17 protein-coding genes and 1 riboswitch are annotated in these 19,785 nt (G+C 47.9%); of the genes, 6 read left to right on the top strand and 11 right to left on the bottom strand.

Features of this window, described 5'->3' with window-relative positions; translation table 11 throughout:
* Nucleotides 1–133 precede the first annotated feature (133 nt).
* The 5 genes from JNUCC21_RS02290 to JNUCC21_RS02270 all read left to right on the top strand — a co-directional run bounded on the left by JNUCC21_RS02290 (nt 134) and on the right by JNUCC21_RS02270 (nt 3,851).
* Nucleotides 134–1,411 (top strand): Nramp family divalent metal transporter, encoded by a 1,278-nt coding sequence (locus JNUCC21_RS02290; RefSeq protein WP_088005335.1) that lies wholly within the window; start codon nt 134–136, stop codon nt 1,409–1,411.
* 104 nt (nt 1,412–1,515) lie between these two features.
* Nucleotides 1,516–1,782, top strand: a complete 267-nt coding sequence (locus tag JNUCC21_RS02285; protein WP_007609521.1) for a hypothetical protein — start codon at nt 1,516–1,518, stop codon at nt 1,780–1,782.
* Nucleotides 1,783–2,007: 225 nt separating this feature from the next.
* Nucleotides 2,008–2,586: a hypothetical protein gene (locus JNUCC21_RS02280; protein ID WP_172437934.1), complete on the top strand. Its 579-nt coding sequence runs from the start codon at nt 2,008–2,010 to the stop codon at nt 2,584–2,586.
* Between the two features lie 96 nt (nt 2,587–2,682).
* Complete coding sequence (locus tag JNUCC21_RS02275; protein WP_369878533.1) at nt 2,683–3,240, top strand: hypothetical protein; 558 nt, start codon at nt 2,683–2,685, stop codon at nt 3,238–3,240.
* 380 nt (nt 3,241–3,620) lie between these two features.
* On the top strand, nt 3,621–3,851 hold the full coding sequence (locus tag JNUCC21_RS02270) for a hypothetical protein (protein WP_061581778.1): 231 nt from the start codon (nt 3,621–3,623) through the stop codon (nt 3,849–3,851).
* 162 nt (nt 3,852–4,013) lie between these two features.
* On the opposite strand, the gene JNUCC21_RS02265 is transcribed toward JNUCC21_RS02270, so the two are convergent.
* The 10 genes from JNUCC21_RS02265 to JNUCC21_RS02220 all read right to left on the bottom strand — a co-directional run bounded on the left by JNUCC21_RS02265 (nt 4,014) and on the right by JNUCC21_RS02220 (nt 18,466).
* Nucleotides 4,014–5,735 (bottom strand): pyruvate oxidase, encoded by a 1,722-nt coding sequence (locus JNUCC21_RS02265; RefSeq protein ID WP_369878532.1) that lies wholly within the window; start codon nt 5,733–5,735, stop codon nt 4,014–4,016.
* A 57-nt stretch (nt 5,736–5,792) separates the two neighbouring features.
* Nucleotides 5,793–6,239, bottom strand: a complete 447-nt coding sequence (locus JNUCC21_RS02260; protein ID WP_171463435.1) for an NUDIX hydrolase — start codon at nt 6,237–6,239, stop codon at nt 5,793–5,795.
* Nucleotides 6,240–6,291: 52 nt separating this feature from the next.
* A complete protein-coding gene (locus JNUCC21_RS02255; protein ID WP_369878531.1) occupies nt 6,292–8,112 on the bottom strand; it encodes an APC family permease in 1,821 nt (606 codons plus the stop codon).
* 156 nt (nt 8,113–8,268) lie between these two features.
* A riboswitch (cyclic di-AMP (ydaO/yuaA leader) is annotated at nt 8,269–8,415 on the bottom strand.
* 135 nt (nt 8,416–8,550) lie between these two features.
* On the bottom strand, nt 8,551–10,656 hold the full coding sequence (locus tag JNUCC21_RS02250) for a cellulose biosynthesis cyclic di-GMP-binding regulatory protein BcsB (RefSeq protein ID WP_369878530.1): 2,106 nt from the start codon (nt 10,654–10,656) through the stop codon (nt 8,551–8,553).
* A gap of 5 nt (nt 10,657–10,661) precedes the next feature.
* Nucleotides 10,662–11,924 carry a glycosyltransferase gene (locus JNUCC21_RS02245; protein ID WP_253600761.1) on the bottom strand — a complete coding sequence of 421 codons (1,263 nt, stop codon included), beginning with the start codon at nt 11,922–11,924 and terminating at the stop codon, nt 10,662–10,664.
* Entirely contained in the window at nt 11,917–13,644 is a 1,728-nt protein-coding gene (locus tag JNUCC21_RS02240; RefSeq protein ID WP_369878529.1) for a DUF2334 domain-containing protein, read from the bottom strand. Before JNUCC21_RS02240 ends, JNUCC21_RS02245 begins: the two co-directional genes overlap by 8 nt.
* A complete protein-coding gene (locus JNUCC21_RS02235; RefSeq protein WP_059368262.1) occupies nt 13,634–14,482 on the bottom strand; it encodes a diguanylate cyclase domain-containing protein in 849 nt (282 codons plus the stop codon). Before JNUCC21_RS02235 ends, JNUCC21_RS02240 begins: the two co-directional genes overlap by 11 nt.
* Nucleotides 14,463–15,548 carry a lipoprotein YdaJ gene (locus JNUCC21_RS02230; protein ID WP_369878528.1) on the bottom strand — a complete coding sequence of 362 codons (1,086 nt, stop codon included), beginning with the start codon at nt 15,546–15,548 and terminating at the stop codon, nt 14,463–14,465. The genes JNUCC21_RS02235 and JNUCC21_RS02230 overlap by 20 nt, the downstream gene beginning before the upstream one ends.
* 233 nt (nt 15,549–15,781) lie before the next feature.
* Nucleotides 15,782–17,968 (bottom strand): DNA topoisomerase III, encoded by a 2,187-nt coding sequence (locus tag JNUCC21_RS02225; RefSeq protein WP_012116832.1) that lies wholly within the window; start codon nt 17,966–17,968, stop codon nt 15,782–15,784.
* Nucleotides 17,969–18,031: 63 nt separating this feature from the next.
* Nucleotides 18,032–18,466, bottom strand: coding sequence for an Lrp/AsnC family transcriptional regulator (locus tag JNUCC21_RS02220; RefSeq protein ID WP_369878527.1), 435 nt, complete (start codon nt 18,464–18,466; stop codon nt 18,032–18,034).
* A gap of 176 nt (nt 18,467–18,642) precedes the next feature.
* Here JNUCC21_RS02220 and JNUCC21_RS02215 point away from each other — a divergent pair, with 176 nt between their 5' ends.
* Nucleotides 18,643–18,933, top strand: a complete 291-nt coding sequence (locus JNUCC21_RS02215) for a DUF3817 domain-containing protein (RefSeq protein WP_003156265.1) — start codon at nt 18,643–18,645, stop codon at nt 18,931–18,933.
* Between the two features lie 37 nt (nt 18,934–18,970).
* Here JNUCC21_RS02215 and JNUCC21_RS02210 read toward each other — a convergent pair whose 3' ends face one another.
* Entirely contained in the window at nt 18,971–19,780 is an 810-nt protein-coding gene (locus JNUCC21_RS02210) for a lipid II flippase Amj family protein (RefSeq protein WP_012116831.1), read from the bottom strand.
* Between the last annotated feature and the right edge of the window lie 5 nt (nt 19,781–19,785).

Below are 19,785 nucleotides of genomic sequence, written 5' to 3'. Positions count from 1 at the left end.
ATCAATGTGCCGGTTTATTGAACATAAAGAACTTGACATCTCATAATAGCGGATTTATGATGTAGATAAAATAATTTGCATCTAGGAAACTTTTTGTTATTTAGCTAAAAATCTATCGGAATTTAGGTGAGACATAATGAGCAAAGACATCTCAGCACAATCACTGCAAGCAAAAGCCGTGCAGGATGCACTTGACGGCAAAAGCAAGGGATTCAAGCGGCTTCTGCCTTTCTTAGGCCCAGCCTTTATCGCGGCGATTGCCTACATTGATCCGGGAAACTTCGCTACGAATATCTCAGCTGGTTCGAAATTTGGGTATATGCTGCTGTGGGTCATCCTCTTTTCAAACTTGATGGCTTTTTTAATTCAAGTTCTTTCCGCGAAGCTCGGCATTGCCACGGGTAAAAACCTTCCGGAAATCGCCAGAGACCGGTATCCGAAATGGGTATCAGCCGGGCTGTGGATACAGGGTGAACTGGTGATTATGGCAACTGATCTGGCAGAATTTATCGGGGCGGCGCTCGGGCTCAACCTGCTGTTCGGCATACCGATGGTTGAAGCGGCCATTATTGCGGCGATCGGATCATTCGCGATTTTAGAGCTGCAGCGCCGGGGTTACCGGGCGCTGGAAGCGGGCATCGCCGGACTTCTGTTCGTCGTGGTGATCGCCTTCGCTCTGCAAACCTTCTTTGCCAAACCTGACGCCGCTTCCGTTCTCGAAGGGCTGTTTATCCCGAAAATTGACGGAATGGACAGTGTGCTTCTGGCAACCGGGATACTCGGCGCAACCGTGATGCCGCATGCCATTTACTTACATTCCGCACTGACACAGCGCCGTGTCGTCGGAAAAACGGATAGTGAGCGGAAAAAGATTTTTAGATTCGAGACGATTGACATTCTCATCGCGATGGTGATCGCCGGGGCGATTAACGCAAGCATGCTCATCGTCGCTGCCGCGCTTTTCTTCAAGAACGGGCTGTATGTAGAAGATTTAGACGTGGCTTATCAGCAATTCGGCCACTATATCGGACCGGCTTCAGCCATTCTCTTCGGGATCGGGCTGCTGGCCGCAGGACTTTCAAGCTCTTCTGTCGGCACATTGTCAGGCGATATTATCATGCAGGGCTTCATCCGTTACCGTATCCCGCTTTATTTGCGGCGTTTCATTACCATCATTCCGCCGATGATCATCATTATCTCGGGGGTCAACGCCACAGAAGCGCTCGTATGGAGCCAAGTCGTTCTTTCATTCGGCATCTCCTTTGCGCTCGTGCCGCTGATTATGTTTACAAGCAACAAACGCCTGATGGGCGCCCTGACGAACCGAAAATGGGTGACGGCTCTCGCCTGGCTGATTGCGGTTTTGGTGATCGCGCTTAATCTGTTTGTGATCTACGATTCATTCCGTTAGAAAAAACCGGCCATTGCGGCCGGTTTTTCTTTTGACGCCGGGTGCCGTTCGTATCTTTTTCCGGGCGTTTTTGGTATGATAGAAGAAAAATCGGAGTTTTGCTTATGTCAGTATTTATCCTTTTTTATCTGTGGATTGTGCCGATTGTCATCGGCATCTTCTGTTCTCTTATCGCTTATCGGACAACGGGTAAGAAACGTCTGATTCCCGGCTTTTTCATGATCGCATTAAGCATCGTTTCCTTAATCACGGGGCTTTGGATCGGCGGGGTGAACTATCATGTGTTCATCGGGGGCATGTTTTTATTCGGTACGTTATTGGCCGGCTCCGCCTTCCCGTTTTTCTTCGCTCTTTCACGCAAACGAAAATAAACAGGCATGCCGCCTGTTTATTTTTATTCATTAACCCTAAATTATAAAACCGCTCCGATAATGTGATTCCGCCTCAATCAGCCTGTACATGTGTTATATAGGCTTCAGCCCATGTCCCATCTCATCGAAACTGCAGCCAAAATGAATCCTGCTAAAGAAGATTTTGAATTATAAGAAAAATACTGTATTAAAATCCTATTTACCCCAAAAATACCTATTGATAGAATGGTATCTGAGAGGGGAAAATGTTCAAAGCGGATCATATCGGTCCCGCCTAAATACATAGTCTATCATTTCTCTCTACACTACATTTCTAAAGGAGGATTTCCCATTAGACACGCAGCTAAAGGCATTCTGTTTGCCGCATCTTTAGCCCTTGTAACTACTGCTTTTGTCCCCGCATCCTTAGCTAAAGAAAATCATAATAATACTGCCAATGCCACTGGAACGACCAAATCATTTTTTTATCAGACTGATACGCAATTTTCCTACGGACTTAAAGCACAAAGCGATGCATCTGTGTCAAAACCAGTCAAAGATGTAATCAGAGAAGTGCTGAAAAATAAAACAAAATTATTCAATCTTGTTGAAAAATTAGCAGGAAAGAAAATAAGAAATGAACTCGAATCCGTTTTCAATGAACACATCGAACCGGTTTTAAAGAAAATGCTGAACGAGTATGTCGCCTTAAGCTGGACTGACGTGGAAAAGAATCTTTATCTTTCACTTAAAAAGTCCGGACTTTCTGACAGCCAGGCTAAAAACCTCGCTCATTTAACAACTTTAGCAATGAAAGCATTTTAAAATCATTCATAAATGATCATCAGGAAAATACGTATGAAGTAATGCAAAGTGCTGTTAGATTCACTCTAATAGCACTTTTTCATTGGAGATGTCAAAATGACTGTCTTTTTTACTGTTTTGCTCACTTTCTTATGCTGCCTTGTGATTTCATCTCTTATTTTTATGATTCTATTAAAGAAAGAGATCGTGGATACACCGCCAAACCGCTTAGCTCATGCAGCATTCATCGTACTTATTGGATTCTCCCTGTTCTTCGCTATAACTGTACCCAGCCTAGTTATTTATTTTGCAGCTATAACTGTAAATCATTTTTTCGGAGAATATTTCATCTATGGTTCACTTTCAGACTTATACATATTTTCTGTCGTCGTCAGTATCTTAGCTTTAGTTTATATGCTAATCCTTACGGCAATTGTTAAAGGAATGACTCATGTTTTTACTTTGCCTGCTTGGTCAGCCTATATACTTGAATTCATTTTTGCATGGGCTGCTGTTTACTTCTCAATCCAATACGTTTCCAATCATATCATTGAGAACATATCTATATTTCAAGGTGGAGAAGTGCTTCTTTCATTGTTCATCACTTTCTTATTTTCGGGATTGGATATCCTTTTCACTAATTTGGATAAGATCACAAAAGAGAAATTAGGCTAAGGGGGTAACAAATATGAGGATCATGACATATATATCCTATTTTTCTATTTCTTTAGTTTTGCAGGTGGTATGGCTGCTATTAATAAAAGATACTCCTAATGTATTTCTGATAGATATGATTACGGTGTCCTTCTTATTCACCCTCTTTATGTTCATCTTAGATCAAATGTTCAAAAAAAAGCGGACAAATTAGCGACTGTTTTTTAATAATCCTCGGGCTTCTCTTTCGTTTTGAAATGATTCCGGATCTGGGGATGTTGCGGCGAACCGTTCATTAATCTTTAACACCAGCCTCTGTAAAATACTTCTCCTTTTATATAACATCCTGACTTTTCCGTCATATATTCAAACGAAAAAACTGCAAAAGGGAGTAATGAAACATGATATTGTTTATTGGCAAGTTCATGTTGCTCTTTTTATTCTGTTCGCTGGCATATTATTTGTTTAAAATTGTTTATTACAATATAGGGAAGAACATTGCGCTTAAAACCCCGAAAGGGACAAAGACAAACCGGACGGCACGTGTGTTTGTCAAAAATGGAACTACACTGAATGAGGGAGATTACTTTATGATCGCTGTTGTGACCGCTCTCTGGCTGTTCTTGAGATGAATTGCACTGGTCCTTCATAAGTTTTTTGATCAGCCATCGCTCGCCAGCCGCGGCTTTTCACAATCTCCGTTTCCGTTTAGGACGGCTATATGCAAGCCAAGTCGCTCAACAAAAAAATAAACAGGCATGCTGCCTGTTTATTTTTTTATAACCGCCGGCTTTTTAAAACAGCCGTTTTAAGCTTTTCTTGAGTGACGGCATTTCGATTTTTTGGTTTTCAAAGAAGTTTTTCAGCATGTATTTGCTGAAGCCCTTTGCTTGGCCATAAGTGATTTTTCCCGGAAGCGGCGGCTCGTCGCCGATGACGGCGTCGATGACGACCGGATCATTTGAGTTGAGCGCTTCATGAAAAGCGGGAGCCAATTCCTCGTGTTTCGTCACTTTGATGCCTTTTGCTCCGCAGCTTTCTGCAAAAGCGGCGTAATCCATATTTTGCAGCTGGGTGACGTAGTCAATGTTGCCTTTGACCCGCTGTTCATATTCAATCATGCCTAAATTTTCGTTGTTTAATATGACAACCGTAATCGGCAGTTTATATTTAACAGCCGTCGGCAGATCCTGCATCACCATTGAAAATCCGCCGTCTCCGCAAATGGCGATGGACTGCCGCTCAGGTTCGGCAAGGCTTGCGGCAATCGCTCCGGGAAGCCCGCATCCCATTGTGGCGAGCCAGCTTGAGACGATAAAGTCCTGCTTCTTCATTTTAAAATGGCGGGCCATCCACACCGTAACCGTTCCGACATCCACTGACAGGACGGCGTCCTCTGCGGCGGCATCCTGAAGCCGGGCAATGACCTGCTGCGGCTTGAGCGGATGAGTCGCTTCGGTTTCATCCTTCTCGATTTCCTTCCACCAATGCTTCATGTGCTCGGTGCAGGCGTCTAAAAATCTTCTGTCTTCTTTATATTCAATGTATTCCGTCAGCTCTTTCAGCCCCAGAGCCGCATCACTGACGATTCCCGCATTGACGGGATAGCGCTTGCCGATTTTCGCCGGATCCGAATCAAGCTGAATGGCAGGCGTATCATCCGGGAGATAATCCCTGTATGGGAACGATGTGCCGAGCATGATCAGCAGATCGCATTCCTCCATGGCTTCGTAGGCGGGCTTTGTGCCGATTTGCCCGAGATTCCCGAGAAAGTGGGGATGGCTGTCAGGCACGACGCCTTTTGCCGGAAGGGTAATGACAATCGGGGCGGCCGCTTTATCGGCGAATGCGAGCAGCTCCTCTTTTGCCGATTTTAACCCTTGGCCGGCGAGAATGACCGGTTTTTTTGCGTTGTTAATATATTGCGCGCATGTCACGAGATGTTCTTTTTTCGGCTCTATATCGGCTTTGAGGTATATCGGCGATGTGTAAACCGGCTCCCGTTTGATTTTTTGCGCGAATAAATCATCAGAAACGGTTAAAACGGCAACGCCTTTTTTGCTGTAAGCCGTGCGGATCGCCTGATTCAGAAGATCGGGCAGCGCTTCTGCCGTATGTACTTGCTGGTTGAATACCGCCACGTCCTCAAACATTTGCTCTAATTTGATTTCCTGAAAGCTGTCACGGCCGATTTCATCGGAAGCCACCTGTCCCGCAATCGCCAGCACCGGAACGCCGTCCGCTTTGGCGTCGTATAAACCGTTCAGCAGATGAACGGCCCCCGGTCCTGCGATTGAAAGGCAGACACCGATCTGTCCGGTCAGTTTTGCCTCAGCGGCGGCAGCCAGGGCGGCGACTTCCTCGTGCCGGGTTTGGATGAATGTCAGGTTATTTCGTTCATGTCTCAGTTCTTCGATAAATTCATTAATGCTGTCTCCGGGAATGCCGTATATATGACCGACTCCCCATTGTTCAAGCAGCTCCGTCATTACGTGTCCTGCTGTTTTACTTGGCATACTGCATCCTCCTTTTACCTGTATTCATCCCCTTTTTCATACGGGTTGAAACACGGGCTATACTCTCAGCTTTTTTCTCAGCAGATCAAGGATGGATAACAGATTTCGGTCTTTAAGGACTGCCTTACGATTTGCCGCCCCATTGAGTCCGTCTTTTATTTGCCGTTTTCTGTTCGGCACCATGAACAGCGGCAGCCGGTTTGGGGAAAACCAGCGTAAATCGGCGGTTTCCGATCCGTTCATCAGCGGTGTTCCTCCGGTAATGGCTCCGATGAAAACGTGCTGTGTATCTTCAAATGCCGGCCTTTCATACTCACCGGATTTTTGCAGGATGGTCACGTTATACCCGGTTTCTTCAAAGGCCTCTCTGACGGCTGCGGCTTCAGGTGTTTCACCTTCTTCAATCCCGCCCCCGGGCAAATCCCATAGTGGAACGTCTTTTCGTTTTACGAGCAATATGTCCCGCCCGTCATTTTGTATGATGACAAAAGCGCCTTGTGCCATGTCGTCCTCCTTTACAAAAAAGACCGCGGCATTTCAGCCTGCGGTCTTTCCGTTACTTTTTAAAATGATACGGCAGGGTGGCGACGATGATGTCCTTCTTCCAAAACAGCCGGACGCGGAGCAAGAAGGCTGATTGGTTGTGAAGGATGGTCTGCCAGCGTTTTTTCGTAATAAATTGCGGAAACAGCACCATCACGGAGAACTGTTCTTTTTTCGCTTTCTGTTCGACCGTTTCCAAAAATTTATCAAACGGGTGAACCAGACTGCGGTATGAGGAATGCAGGGTGACGAGGCGGACGCCGTTATGAAGTTCTTCCCAGCGCTTTTCCATCTTTTTTTCGTGTTCTCTGTCAAAGGAAACATGAACCGCAATGACCTGATCCGATAATGATTTCGCATACTGAATCGATTTTTGGACGACGGTGGTGACACCGGCGACAGGCACGATGACGACGGTTCCCTTGATTTCCTCAGGCTGCTGATCAACGACCCGCAGCTGTTCGCCGACCGCGGTGTAGTGATTTTTAATGACGAAAAACAGCATGACGACAGCAGGCATGAATAACAGCACCGGCCAGACAAGATTGAACTTCGTCGCGAATAAAATACACAGCACCATAAATGAAATGGCGGCGCCGCATGAGTTGATCAGCATTTTTACCGCCCAGCCCTTCGGCTTCTGCCTGATCCACTTGATGCACATTCCCGTCTGCGACAGCGTAAACGGAATGAACACGCCGACGGCATAAAGCGGAATTAAATGTTCCGTGCGGCCGCCGAATAAAAGAATGAGCAGGATGGACGCGATACCGAGAAAGATGATGCCGTTTGAAAAGCCTAACCGGTCGCCTCGTACCGTAAACATTCTCGGCATATACTGATCGCGCGCTAAATTAAACGCCAGCTGCGGAAATGCGGAAAAGCCCGTATTCGCCGCAAGCACGAGAATCAATGATGTAACGCCTTGAATGAAATAATACACCGTATGCCGTCCGAAGGTTTCCGCGGCGATTTGTGAAATAACGGTCTCGTTAGGCTTCGGACCCGTGCCGTAGCCGTACGCCAGCACCGTAATCCCCGTAAATAAGATCGCCAGCAGAATCCCCATCATGGCCAAAGTGCGGGCCGCGTTTTTTGCCGGAGGATTTTTAAAGGCCGGGATCGCGTTTGAAATGGCTTCAACACCGGTCAGTGCCGAACAGCCGGATGAAAAGGCCTTCAGCAGCAAAAACAGCGTGATGCCCGCCACGGGCGTGCCGATTGGTGTATGCTCGGCCGGATGAACCTGGCCCGTCATGAGCTTAAACAGCCCGACGACGATCAAAAGGACAAGCGCTGCCACAAACAGATAGACGGGATACGCCAAAATGGACGCCGATTCTGACAGCCCTCTCAAATTTAAAATCATAATCAGAATCACAAGCAAAACAGCAATGAGCAAATGATGCGGGTGCAAAGCCGGAAATGCCGATGTAATGGCGTCAGTTCCGGCAGAAATGCTTACCGCCACCGTCAGAATATAATCAACAAGCAATGAGCCGCCCGCAATCAGGCCGGGCTTCTCACCAAGATTTTCTTTAGAAACCATATAAGCGCCTCCGCCTTGCGGATAAGCGTAAATAATCTGTCTGTAGGACAGAATCAAAGCAAGCAGCAAAATGAGAACACCCGCTGCGATCGGAATGGAATACCAAAACGCGGCCGCGCTTACCGCAGCCAAAATGATCAGAATCTGTTCCGTTCCGTAAGCAACTGATGACAGCGCGTCTGAAGAAAGCATGGCGAGCGCCTTGAGTTTCGTGAGTTTTTGCTCTCCGGCCGCCTGTGATTTCAGCGGTTTCCCAATCAAAAATCTTTTGATTGAATGGTACATTTGTTGTCTTCCCCTTTTTTTCATTTTCCGTTTGATTTACAAACCCTTACTGCTATGATGTCTCCGAATGCTGATTGCATGCCTTATTTCAGCACAGCAAAAAGACACAGAGGCAAACGGATGCCCCTGCGCCATAATCGTGCACAGGTTTCATTCATCTCCTCTCATGAACGCTTACGAGGTTAGCTGTCGGATTCGGGCTGATGAGAGTTGGCCCTACCTGAAAAAGGATTCACCCCAAGCGGCATCACGCGCCGCAAATTGGTTCCCCCGCTCTGATTACAGATTAAGCGATATAGATTATAAAAGAGATCATACTCCCGTCCCGTTCAATTGTAAAGGGGCTTTTATGCTGTTTCAAAAATAAAAAAATCACCGCCAAAAATGGAAATAAAAATACAAAAAAAAGAGGCCTGTTAACGGCCTCTTTTACCTTCATTACTCTTCACTTTTTTCATGATCCGTTTTTCTTTTTTTCCTTCTTGCCATCAGCCAGATCAGACCGGCTGCAATGATCATAAGCGCCGCGAAAACAGCAATATACGTAACGTTCAGTGCTGCGGACCGGCTCTTCGTATCAGCCGCCGGACTGCTGTCATCGGACTTGATTTGCTGATGATTCGAAAACAGCTGCCGGCCGGCTGTTTCGTTAATGACGGTTGCGGCATCGCTTGTGCTGTCTAAAAAGCTGATCAGCTCTTTTGTGACAGACGCGCCGCTTCCTGATAACGGAGCAAAAACAGCGATGCTCCGGCCGGAGTCCCAAGGTGATTCCTGGGTAAACGCGACTTGTTTCGTTGTCTCATTCAGCATCTGAAACGAAGAAACATCGTACGCGCCGTTGCGGTCTGACGGCACGAGAAGCTTAGAGGCGTTTGACTTTAAAAGCGGGATTTGCGGCAGGCCTCCGATAAACACAACATTCCGGCCTTTGGCATCCGCTTCCTTCATGTCTGATGCCGTCTTTACGGTAAAGCCGTTTCCGAATGAATCCGCCACCAGAGAAAGTTCTTTCAGTGTCTGTATGTTTACGCCATCCGGGATGACGATCACTGTTTTCTCTTTCCCGCCGCCCGCAAACGGGAGCGGCCATTGCCCGAAATCAGCTTTCTGCGCCGCATCGCTTACCGGATACGTCAGCGTGCTGCTTTTATCAATATAGACCCATTTGTTTTCGTCACGGTCGATACACGGATTGTTATGTTTCAAACCTGATGTGACAAATTGCAGATCAATGTACCTGCTGCTTCGCAAAAGCTTCGGATCAATCGGGATGGAGACGTGGTAAAAGCCGTCTTTATCTTTATTACCGAGATCATCAAGACGCACCGCATTCGGCTGTCCGTTGACCATGACGTTCAGCTCCGCTCTCTCGGCGTCATTTGCTGAATCCGCCTTCGTCCGGATCGATTCCGACGTTTTTAATGTAAGTGAAAGCTTGACCTTACCGTCTTTATCAACAGCGGCCGCCGCAGGGTAAAAGAAGTGCTCTGACGCCGTTTTGTTTGATCCGACCGTTACATTTCCCGCGCCGAAGTCCTCTAGTGTCAGTTTATTGCCTGTCTTTTCCGCAGCAGGCTGAAGGCGGCCGATTGTCAAAGTATCTCCGCCCAGCTGGCTTGAATAAGCGCTGTCTGTAATGACGCGGATTTTATCCGCCAGCGTTTTGTCTGATTGCGCCGTGACAAACAGGACGGGCTGCCGTTTGTCCCCTGATGTCAGAACCCGTTCAGCGAGAAGAAGTTTGTTGTCCTCCGCTTTGATGTTCCCGCGTTCGAAAAGCTCTTTTATTTTCCCGTTCCAATGCTGATCAGCGCCGATGACAATTGACGGATTGCTGATTTTGCCGGCGTCGGATTCTTTTACATAGGATACCTTAAGCCTGCTGTCTGCCGTTTTCAGAAATGCTTCTGTTTTGACTGCGGCTTCAGCTTCCGCCGAGGTCGGTTTGTCAGGAAGGATAATATCGGTTTCTTCACCCGTATTGCCTGATTGGGCAAACGGATACGGGAAATGGCCGAGATCCGCTCCCTTTGACTTGCTTGCTTCTGAAAGCACAAGGCGGCTGTCCGGGTAAATTTTTATCCAGTTGCCTGACGTATCCTGCCTGACGCAGACGCCCTCTTTTAATACGCCGTAAAATCGTAATGATACATTGTGATAGCCTTGGGCGGATTGGCTTTTGCTGAGGTTGAGCTTCACCGTTTTCCGCTTGGAACTGCCGTCAAGCTTTATGGATTTGACGGGTTCATCATCAATGGCGATGGTTAAAGAAGACGGGGCAATTAATAAGTTTGACGCCTCGTAATCAATCAGAAGCGACTGATCGGCATTCGAAGCTCCCGCAGGAATCTGATAGGTCAGCTCTGCGCTGTCTTTCGCCCCGTACAGTGTCATCAGATCGCCAGTCAGCGCCTGCTGCTCTTTTGCGCCGGCGCTTGTTCCGAGGGCGGAACCGTCCGTTTTCAGTTCCCGGGCCGCGGCCGCCTGCCCGTTATACATCAATAGCAAAAGGCCAGTTATCAATATGATCGCTTTTTTCAAAAAGGTCACCCGCTTTTATTTTGATTGTATCGCTCCGTTTTGTACCACTTGACTTCCTGCTTGAACAAGCGGTGCTTGATCTCTGTGAATAATGACCAGATGACGAGCACGATCCAAGCCTGGGAGTATGTAAAGTACATCAGAAATACGATAAAGAAGTTTTGTTTGTTCATTTCTGTTTTTTCAATGCTTAAAGTAATCATGACCTCAGTCATAAACAGGAAAAAGGCCAGTATCCACAAAATCATCGCCAAAAACCCGACAGCCAGATGCAGGTCGTAAAAAAGATTGATGATAAAAATCGTGTTTGACATGATCACACCGAAGAAAAACAAAAAATACGTAAAAAAGAAATAAAACAGATCGAAGATGATCCGCTTCCGTTTCAGCTTGAAAAATTGGGATAAAAACTTGAGAACAACGTATTGGTTGCCGCGCGCCCATCTTGTCCGCTGACGCCACCACACCTTCCATGTCTCAGGCTCCTGCTCCCATGTCACAGCCGCCGGGAAAAAGCGGATATGGTAGCCGAGATTATAGACGCGGATGGTCAGCTCGGTATCCTCCGCCAGCGCCTTATCATCCCAGCCGCCGAGCTGTTCGATAATGCTCCGCCTGATCGCGAAGTTCGTCCCCGGGATGGTGGCGATTTTGAACCATTTCCATCTGCCGCCCTGCGCCATCCACTGAAAGCAGATGGTTTCAATATTGATAAACTTCGTCAGGATCGTTTTGGCCGCGTTGATGACACGGAATTTCCCGACAACCGCTCCCGCTTTCTCATCATTCATCAGACCAAGAACCAGGTAGTACACCGCCATTTTTTCCGGCGTGTTGTCCGCATCATACACGCAGATCACGTCTCCGTTCGATTCCGCGAACCCTGAGTTCAGCGCCGAAGATTTTCCTTTTCCGGCGTTCGGGGGCTTTGTAATGACCATTTTAATGAAGTCATACTGACGGGAAAATTCATTGACGATGTCTCCCGTCCGGTCGGAGGAATTATCATTAACGACGATGATCTCAAGCCTGTCTTTCGGATAATACAGGTTCACCATCGCCTTCAGCGTCTGCCTGATGACGACCTCCTCATTATGCGCGGGAATGAGCACGCTGACCTTCGGGAGCTCCCCCATCTTTGCGCGCCATTTCGGAATGTTCCGTTCGTAGGTCATAAAATGCCTGAATCCGCCCTGCATCAGAAACATGTGATAGAGAAGCATCACCCATATTAAACTTAATGAGATAAAAAACAGAATGTTACTCAAGGCTTCTTCTCTCCTTAAAGATTCGTTTTTTTAATGTGGCGCGCAAATAAAGAACGTAGCAGGCGAACATGATGATAAACAATAACACCACGCCGGAGAGAATCCAAAGCGCTTTTTCCAGAGGCGTCTGCTGATGGTGATTGAAAAAGGCCGTTATCGGATGAATCTTGTTTTCCACATGAATGGTTCCGTCTCCGTCCGTTTTGATTCTGACGCTGTCCGACGTTACCGTTTGCTTCGTTTTCTTCAGATCGAGCCACTCGCCGCCGGGAATCCGCTCCATCTGATTGACGAGCTCGGGGAGGTACTTCATGCCGAGATACGGATGGTAGAAACCGCCCGCCACTCCGCCGCCGAAATCAATCATCTGCGAAATATGATTCTCCATATCTCCGAGCGGATTTTCCTTTGAGTTATCGGCATAACCGATTGTTTCAGGGTACAGCGTCATCCCGTCCAGCATAGCCGGCTTTGAGACGAACGGAGGGGCGCCCGAGGTTTTCCACGTCGTGCCGCTGAGCTGCACTTGTCCGAAAATGCTGGAGAAATAAGAAGATGCGATTTTGTAGCCTTCTTCAGACATCGTATAGTGCGGCGCTTCGAATGACAGCGGGTAAAGGCCGAGCTCTGTCAGATCGTCAATCGCCTGCTCCAGCTTCGTTCTCGTGTAGATGTTTTCTTTTTCACGGAAAGGCTTCACATACGCCCGGTACGCTTTTTCATTCGGAAAATCCTGTTCCTTTTCAAGCTTGACCGGAGTATCATCCGCATTTTCTGACGTAATCGGCTGATCCGCTTTGGCATCCCAAAATTCAAAGCCTTCTCCCGTTTCGCTGTATCGGTATGCGTGCGTGTAGCCGTGAATAATGATGCTGCCGCCCATTTGCTGAAGTTTTTTCAGGACGCTGACCATTTTCGGCTTGTCCGCCAAGTATACTTTTTCTCCGTTTTCCGGATTGAGATAGACCGGAATGACCGCCAGAATAAACGGAATGTGTCTTTTATGCAGGTAAGCGCCCGCTTCGTAAAGCAATGTTTCATCTGACATCGGACTGATGTCTTCAAGCCGTAAATAAAGGAGGGTGCCGCCCGCTGATTCTCCGAATGCGCTGCGCAGCGCTTTCGCCGTCAGAAACGAATCATTTAACAGGCTCGTCACACCGAAATAATAGTCAGAGCGCGCCGTTTTCCACATAAAAGGGCGGGTGCTGCCGTCACCGGACCGGTATGTATAAAGGGACTTTCCTTTTACTCCCGATACGCCGAGCACGGACATCCCTTTTTCAAGCGGCATGTCTGTTTTTTCTTCTTTGCCGTAAATGCGGTATACCGTTTCTTTCTCTGTCAGGGACAAACCCGCAAATTGGCGGAACTGTCCGGCGTTATAGCCGATGCTGATAAGCTGCTGCGGCATGCTGCTGATCAGAGACACGAATGATGTGCTGAGCTTTTTTTTCGTGACGCCGTAATAGATGACGCGCCGATTCTTTTTGAGGTCCGCGGCTGTGATGTCTCCGTCGCTTTTCACGGTGACGGCGGATGAGAAATGGCCCGCGGTCAGATCAAGCATTTTGACCTCAGCGGTTTCTTTGCCGTCCGTGCTTGTATAAATAATGAGAATGCCGTCCTTTTTGTCTTTTGCTTCCGCCGTATGGGGAACATAAACCGACGAAATCATGAAGAGCGCCGAGAGTAAGAGACGTATCCATTTAGAGTTCATTCATCATCATCTCGTTTTCCAGTTCATTTAAAAATTGCTCAGCCGTTTGTAAATCCTTTCGGTACGCCAAGTAACATACACGGAAGGTGATGGAGACGTATTTACCGTTTTGCAGCCGGTACGTATCCAATTCCTTTTTCAGCTTCGCCAGAACGGCCGGCATGTGTTCTTCTGGCGTATGGGTCAGCACGATGCCGAACCGTTCGGCGGACGGCCTGAATTTTTTGTCTGTTTCCCGAACGCTTGACCGGATTTGGCGGCTGATAAATGCCAGCAGGCGGTCGGTCTCTTTTTCTCCGTAGAGGGATTTGAATTCCTTGAAATAATGCATGTGCAGCAGCAAAAAGACGAAGGAATTGCCGTAGCGTTCCGCCCGCTTGATCTCCTCAGAAAGCTCCAGCTTCATCCGCAGATGGTTGTCAAAGCCGGTCACCCTGTCGACGGCGACAAAGCTCGTAATCTCTTCACGCAGCTGTTTCACTGAGCGCTCAAGCCCCTTCGCTAACTCATGAATCCTTCCCGCTATGTAAGAAAAGAGCAGCAGCGCAATCCCCCAAATGACCAGCACCTGCAGACTTTCGGCACCGGCAGACGCCATAAAGCTCCCGGTCTGAAACCACAGGAGCAGGCTGCCGAGAACAAATAAGACGAGTAAGGTGATGACGAGCGCATAGATTGCCCCGAACCATATGCCGGCTCCCGTGACAAGCAATGTGATGCAGGTTATCAGAAGCCCTGCGGATTGCTGAGACGCATAGTAAATAAAAAAAGACAGCAGCACCAGCATAACTGCTGTGTAGCTGCACAGTTTTTGTGATTCATTGAATGATATTTTCATTAAACAATTTCCTTTCAGCCAGAAGCGGCAGCAGATTATCGAAAGAATGTGTATCGCCCCCGCTCATATAGCCGCCGTAATCAGGTTTCAGCGTGTCCAGTGTTTCAAATGAAGTCATTCTTTCATAAAGCGGCTTGATGACAGCCGGATCAGCTTTTTGTTCTGCTAAAAAAAGAACGGCCAGGGCGTAAACGGACGGTGATTCGTATTGAACCGCCGGCTCCTTCGTGTCTGCGCTGTATCGTCCGTACAGCTGTCCGCGCGACTTAAATTCCTTTATCATCCATTTCGACAGCACAGCGGCTTTGCCATCGCCCCGCTTCAGATTCACGGCGGCATACAGCTGGTCGATGACATTCACTTCGCTGTCATATTTGTATTCCTTTGTTTCGGTATTGAACGACTTCGGCAGAAAACCATTTTTCAGGGGCGCAAGATTGAGAACATCAAGGTTCCGGTTTTCCGTTTTCTCATCGATAATCCCCTGTTCTCTGAGCATCTGTAAGGCGCCGGGGTCGACATAGGACAACGTCACGGTCTTTGATGCGGCATTTGAAACGGCATCATAATAATCCGTAAAATACCCGTCATTCGTATTGTATTTTTCCAGCGCCTTCCCGATCTGCACCGCTGTTTTCCCGTATTCACTGTTTCCCCATAGGGTTCCGGCCTCATTCAGACAGTTCATGATTCTAAAATCGTCAATTAAGGCATTGGTGCCGCTCGCTTTATTCCCGTCAATCTTCCACGACACGAGCTCGTTTTTCGTCAGAAACGAATCGGTGAGAAGCTGATATTGCGCTTGAAACTGCCGTTCATCTTTCCTGTTCAGCAAAAATGCCATCCATAGTCCGAGAGACTCTGATAAATATTCCGGCTCACCGGATATGTTCGTCCGGATCATCCCCCGCCCGTTCATCAATTTATGATAAATAAAATGCTCTGCGGGCTGAAGCGGTCCGGACGGTTCGGCCGCCGCCTGTTTTTCAGTGCCGGCCTCCGCGCACCCCGCCGTCAGAACGATCGAAATCAAAAGGATCATCAGACGAAAAACGAATTGCTTCACAGTCTATCCTCCTATTTTATAAACCCTTTTTTAGACCCATATCTTATTTTTTCACAAAGTATTTTTACTATATAGGAAACGATAAAAGAATACTAGCATTTTTTCACATTGGGAAATTTTAAATGGGAGCGCCGTCTGCTCACCTTTTCCCTCTTCGTTTGGATCGTATTCCCATTACAGTTAAAAACACAACAAAAGGCAGCATTTCTTTACAAATGCTGCCTTTCTCTGATCTATTTATCCAGGCCGAGTTTTTTCAGCTGTTCTGCCAGCGCGTTGTTCATCGGCTCCTCTTTGTTTTGGCTTTTCATATAAGAGTTGATGTCCCGCTTGGATGCGCGTCCGGATTTATCTTTCGCCTTGCGCTTTTCAAAGACGGACAGTTTCTCCCGGTGGCCGCATACACATGCGAAGGTTTGGCCTTCGCCCTGGCCGCGAAGCTCCATTTTCTTATGACAGTTCGGACAGCGGGCGTTTGTTTTTCTTGCCAGCGTTTTCCGGCTGCCGCACTCACGATCCTGACATACGAGCATCGTGCCGCGTTTGCCGTTGACTTTAAGCATCATTTTGCCGCAATCAGGGCAGGCGGTGCCTGAAATGTTGTCATGTCTGAAAGTCTGGCTGCTGTTTTTGATTTCCTTCACCGTTTTGCCCGCATATGTTTTCATGTCTTTAATGAACACGGCGGATTTCAGTTTGCCCGCTGCGATGGCGGAGAGCTTTTGCTCCCACTCAGCGGTTAAGGCCGGTGATTTTAAATCTTCCGGGACGAGCTGTAAGAGCTGCTTCCCTTTTGACGTAATGAAAATATCTTTTTCTTTTTTCTCGATCAAGAAACTGTTGAACAGTTTTTCAATGATATCAGCGCGGGTGGCGACTGTTCCGAGTCCGCCGGTTTCACCCAATGTTTTCACAAGGTTCTTCTCTTCTCCCTGCATAAAGGCGCTTGGGTTCTCCATCGCGGATAACAGCGTGCCTTCATTAAAGCGCGCCGGCGGTTTCGTCTGTCCGCTCGTTTCTTTCAGTGATGAGACAGTGAGGCGCTGACCCTGCTGAAGATCCGGGAGCGTCTGGTCTTTGTCTTCCTCATGATCGTCGTCATCCTCGTACATATCATACACGGCTTTCCAGCCAGGCGATTGAACCGTTTTCCCTTTTGCGGTAAATGTTTCGCCGCCGATATCGGCTGTGACCTTTGTTTCTTCGTATTCGAACGCCGGCATTAACACGGCGAGAAAACGTTTGGCAATCAGATCGTAAAGCTTTCGTTCTTTGTCGCTGAGGCTTGAAAGGATCAGCGGCTCCTCTGTCGGAATGATGGCATGGTGATCCGATACTTTCGCATCATTGACGAATCCTTTATGCGCTTTGACGCCCCGCTTCAGTATTTGATTGACGTACTGTGCGTACGGCTTAACTTCCATGCCGTTTAAACGGTCTTTTAAAGTCGGAACGATGTCTGCGGAAAGGAATCTGGAATCCGTCCGCGGGTAAGTGACAAGCTTATGCTGTTCATACAGCTTTTGAAGCACGGACAGCGTCTCTTTTGCGGAAAAACCGAAGCGCTTATGAGCGTCCCGCTGCAATTCCGTCAAGTCGTAAAGACCGGGAGCGAAGCTTTTCTTCGCCGTTTTTTTCAATTCTGAAATGACCGCCGGCTTTCCTTGGAGATCTTTTGCCAAACGGCCGGTCACCGTCTGATCGAATGTTCTTGTCTGCTTTGTTTTTTTATCCTGCCATGTCAGCGTCATCTGATCAGCCGCCGCGCGGAGACCATAATAAGGAACGGGTTTGAACGCCTGAATGTCCGCTTCACGCTTGGCGATCATCGCCAATGTCGGAGTCTGGACGCGTCCGCATGACAGCTGTGCGTTAAATTTCGTCGTCAGCGCGCGGGTCGCGTTGATGCCGACGATCCAATCCGCTTCCGCTCTGGCAACGGCGGAATGATACAGGTTTTCGTACTCTTTGCCGCTGCGGAGCTTCTGGAATCCTTCTTTAATCGCCTTATCCGTCACAGAGGAAATCCACAGCCGCTTAATCGGTTTGCGGACGTTTGCCTTTTCGATAATCCAGCGGGCCACAAGCTCCCCTTCCCGTCCTGCGTCTGTAGCGATTACGATCTGGGTGACGTCTTTCCGGACAAGCTGAGCTTTGACCGCATTGAACTGTTTTCCTGTTTTTTTAATGACGACGAGCTTCAAAGGCTCCGGAATAATCGGCAGATCCTCAAGCCGCCATGATTGAAATTCTTTGCCGTATCCTTCAGGGTCAGCGAGCGTTACCAGATGCCCGAGCGCCCATGTGACGATGTAGCGGTCGCCTTCAAGATATCCGTTTCCTTTTTTATGACACTTCAGAACGCGGGCCAAGTCCCGGCCGACTGAAGGTTTTTCAGCTAATACAACTGTTTTTGACATGCTTTTCACTTCTCTTTCTTTCACAATCATCCTGTTATTATAACAGACTTCCTCACGCTCTCTCTAATCGAGGACGTTTTTTGTGTCAATTTCTGAGAAAATGACGTGGGTCACGGTTTGGGCATACGGAGAGGTGCGGTTGATGAAGTGTTCGATCGTTTCCAGGCTGTCCGCGTTCATCTTCAGCATATAACACGCCGCCCCGGCGACCCGAAAACAAAATTCAATGTTGGGAATGGATTGAATGTAGGTTTTAAATTGATCGTATTTTCCGTTTTTCACTGTCGCTTCGACAATGCAGGAAACAGGAAGCCCGATCTTTTTTTGATCAATGTCCAATGTATAGCGCATAATGACGCCGAAGGATTCAAGCTGTCTGACACGCTCTGTGACGGACGGAGCTGACAATTTGATTTTTCTGCCCAGTTCCCGCATGGACAGGCGGCTGTCCCTTTGGAGCTCTTTGATGATGCTCAGATCCACATTATCTAGTTTCATGACTGTAGTCCTTCCTTACCCTTTTGGCTATATTATCAAGAGAAATCCGAAAAATGACAAGAACAACAGGCTGAAATCATGAAGGTTTTTTCAGGAACAGACGCGAAATGGTCATATTAGGACTGCCCTTTGCTTATAGTATAGAGGAAAAAAGATGTCCGACAGGAGGGAGCTGTATGTTACACACGCCTATCGGCAGACTTCGCACGATGGGGTTTATTGAAGGAATGTCGCTTTTGGTGCTGCTGTTTATCGCGATGCCGCTGAAGTATTGGGCTCATCATCCGCTCGCCGTCACCATTGCCGGTTCCATTCACGGCGGTTTGTTTATCATTTATCTGGCGGTGCTGGCGTATGCGGCGTTTACTGTCAAATGGCATGTGAAATGGTCAGCCGCCGGTTTTATCGCGGCCTTTATTCCGTTCGGTAATTTTATTTATGATCGCGGCCTGAGAAATTATCAATAAAAAAGCTCCTCTTCTGCAGAGGAGCTTTTTTCATGCGTTACATCCATTTCGTCACCCAGGCGATATAATAAGCGCCGGGGATGAATACGAGCTGGGCGAGAAGCGTACCAGCGACCCTTGATGTGACCATCGTCAATGATGTCCATTTTAAGGAGACGTAGCTGCGCTTGCCCTTCGCCACATCGTCTGCCAGTACGGAGACTTTCGGGTCAACAAACACAGCCAGCAGCATAGTCGCAACTCCGTTGATTAAGCCTGATGCCATCACGGCGGTCGTGCTGTGCTCAGGCGCCAGAAGGCCGGCGTACAGAGCGGACAGAACACCGATCGTGTAAATAGACGTAATGACCATATTAATGACAAACAAGCGTTTCGGAATCATTCGGAATTGAAGCCCTTTTAAATAGGAGACTGACGGCAGTCTGATATAAGAACGCGCATGCTTCAGCCCGTTCAGTGAAAATCCTTTTTTAAATACCTGCATGACGGAGCCTCCTCCGTCCGCCAAGTGTATAATCGCCCTGGAGAATAACGCGACGAATGTCGGCAAAAGACAGATGCCGAGCATCGTTCCGACCGTGGAGCCGAATATTAAAAATCGAAACTGGGCGCCCACAAGAGACAGGGCGTTTGATCCGGCGGCATCAATCAGATGTCCGGTAAACGGCTGCTGAACCATGTTTGACATGCGCGACACGATGACCATGACATTAAATAATGACAGCGCGGACGCGATAAATCCGACTCTCGCGCCGGAAAGCCGTGTTGCATAGGCAAGCGTTTCAATCGAATGTATCAGCAGCAGAAAACAGAAGATAAACAGTACTTGTGAAGTAATAACGTGCAATGTAT

It is taken from the genome of Bacillus sp. JNUCC-21 (genome assembly GCF_041222765.1).
Lineage (GTDB): Bacteria > Bacillota > Bacilli > Bacillales > Bacillaceae > Bacillus > Bacillus velezensis.
The sequence above is the reverse complement of the archived record's forward strand: the minus strand, read 5'-3'. Positions and strand labels throughout refer to the sequence as shown.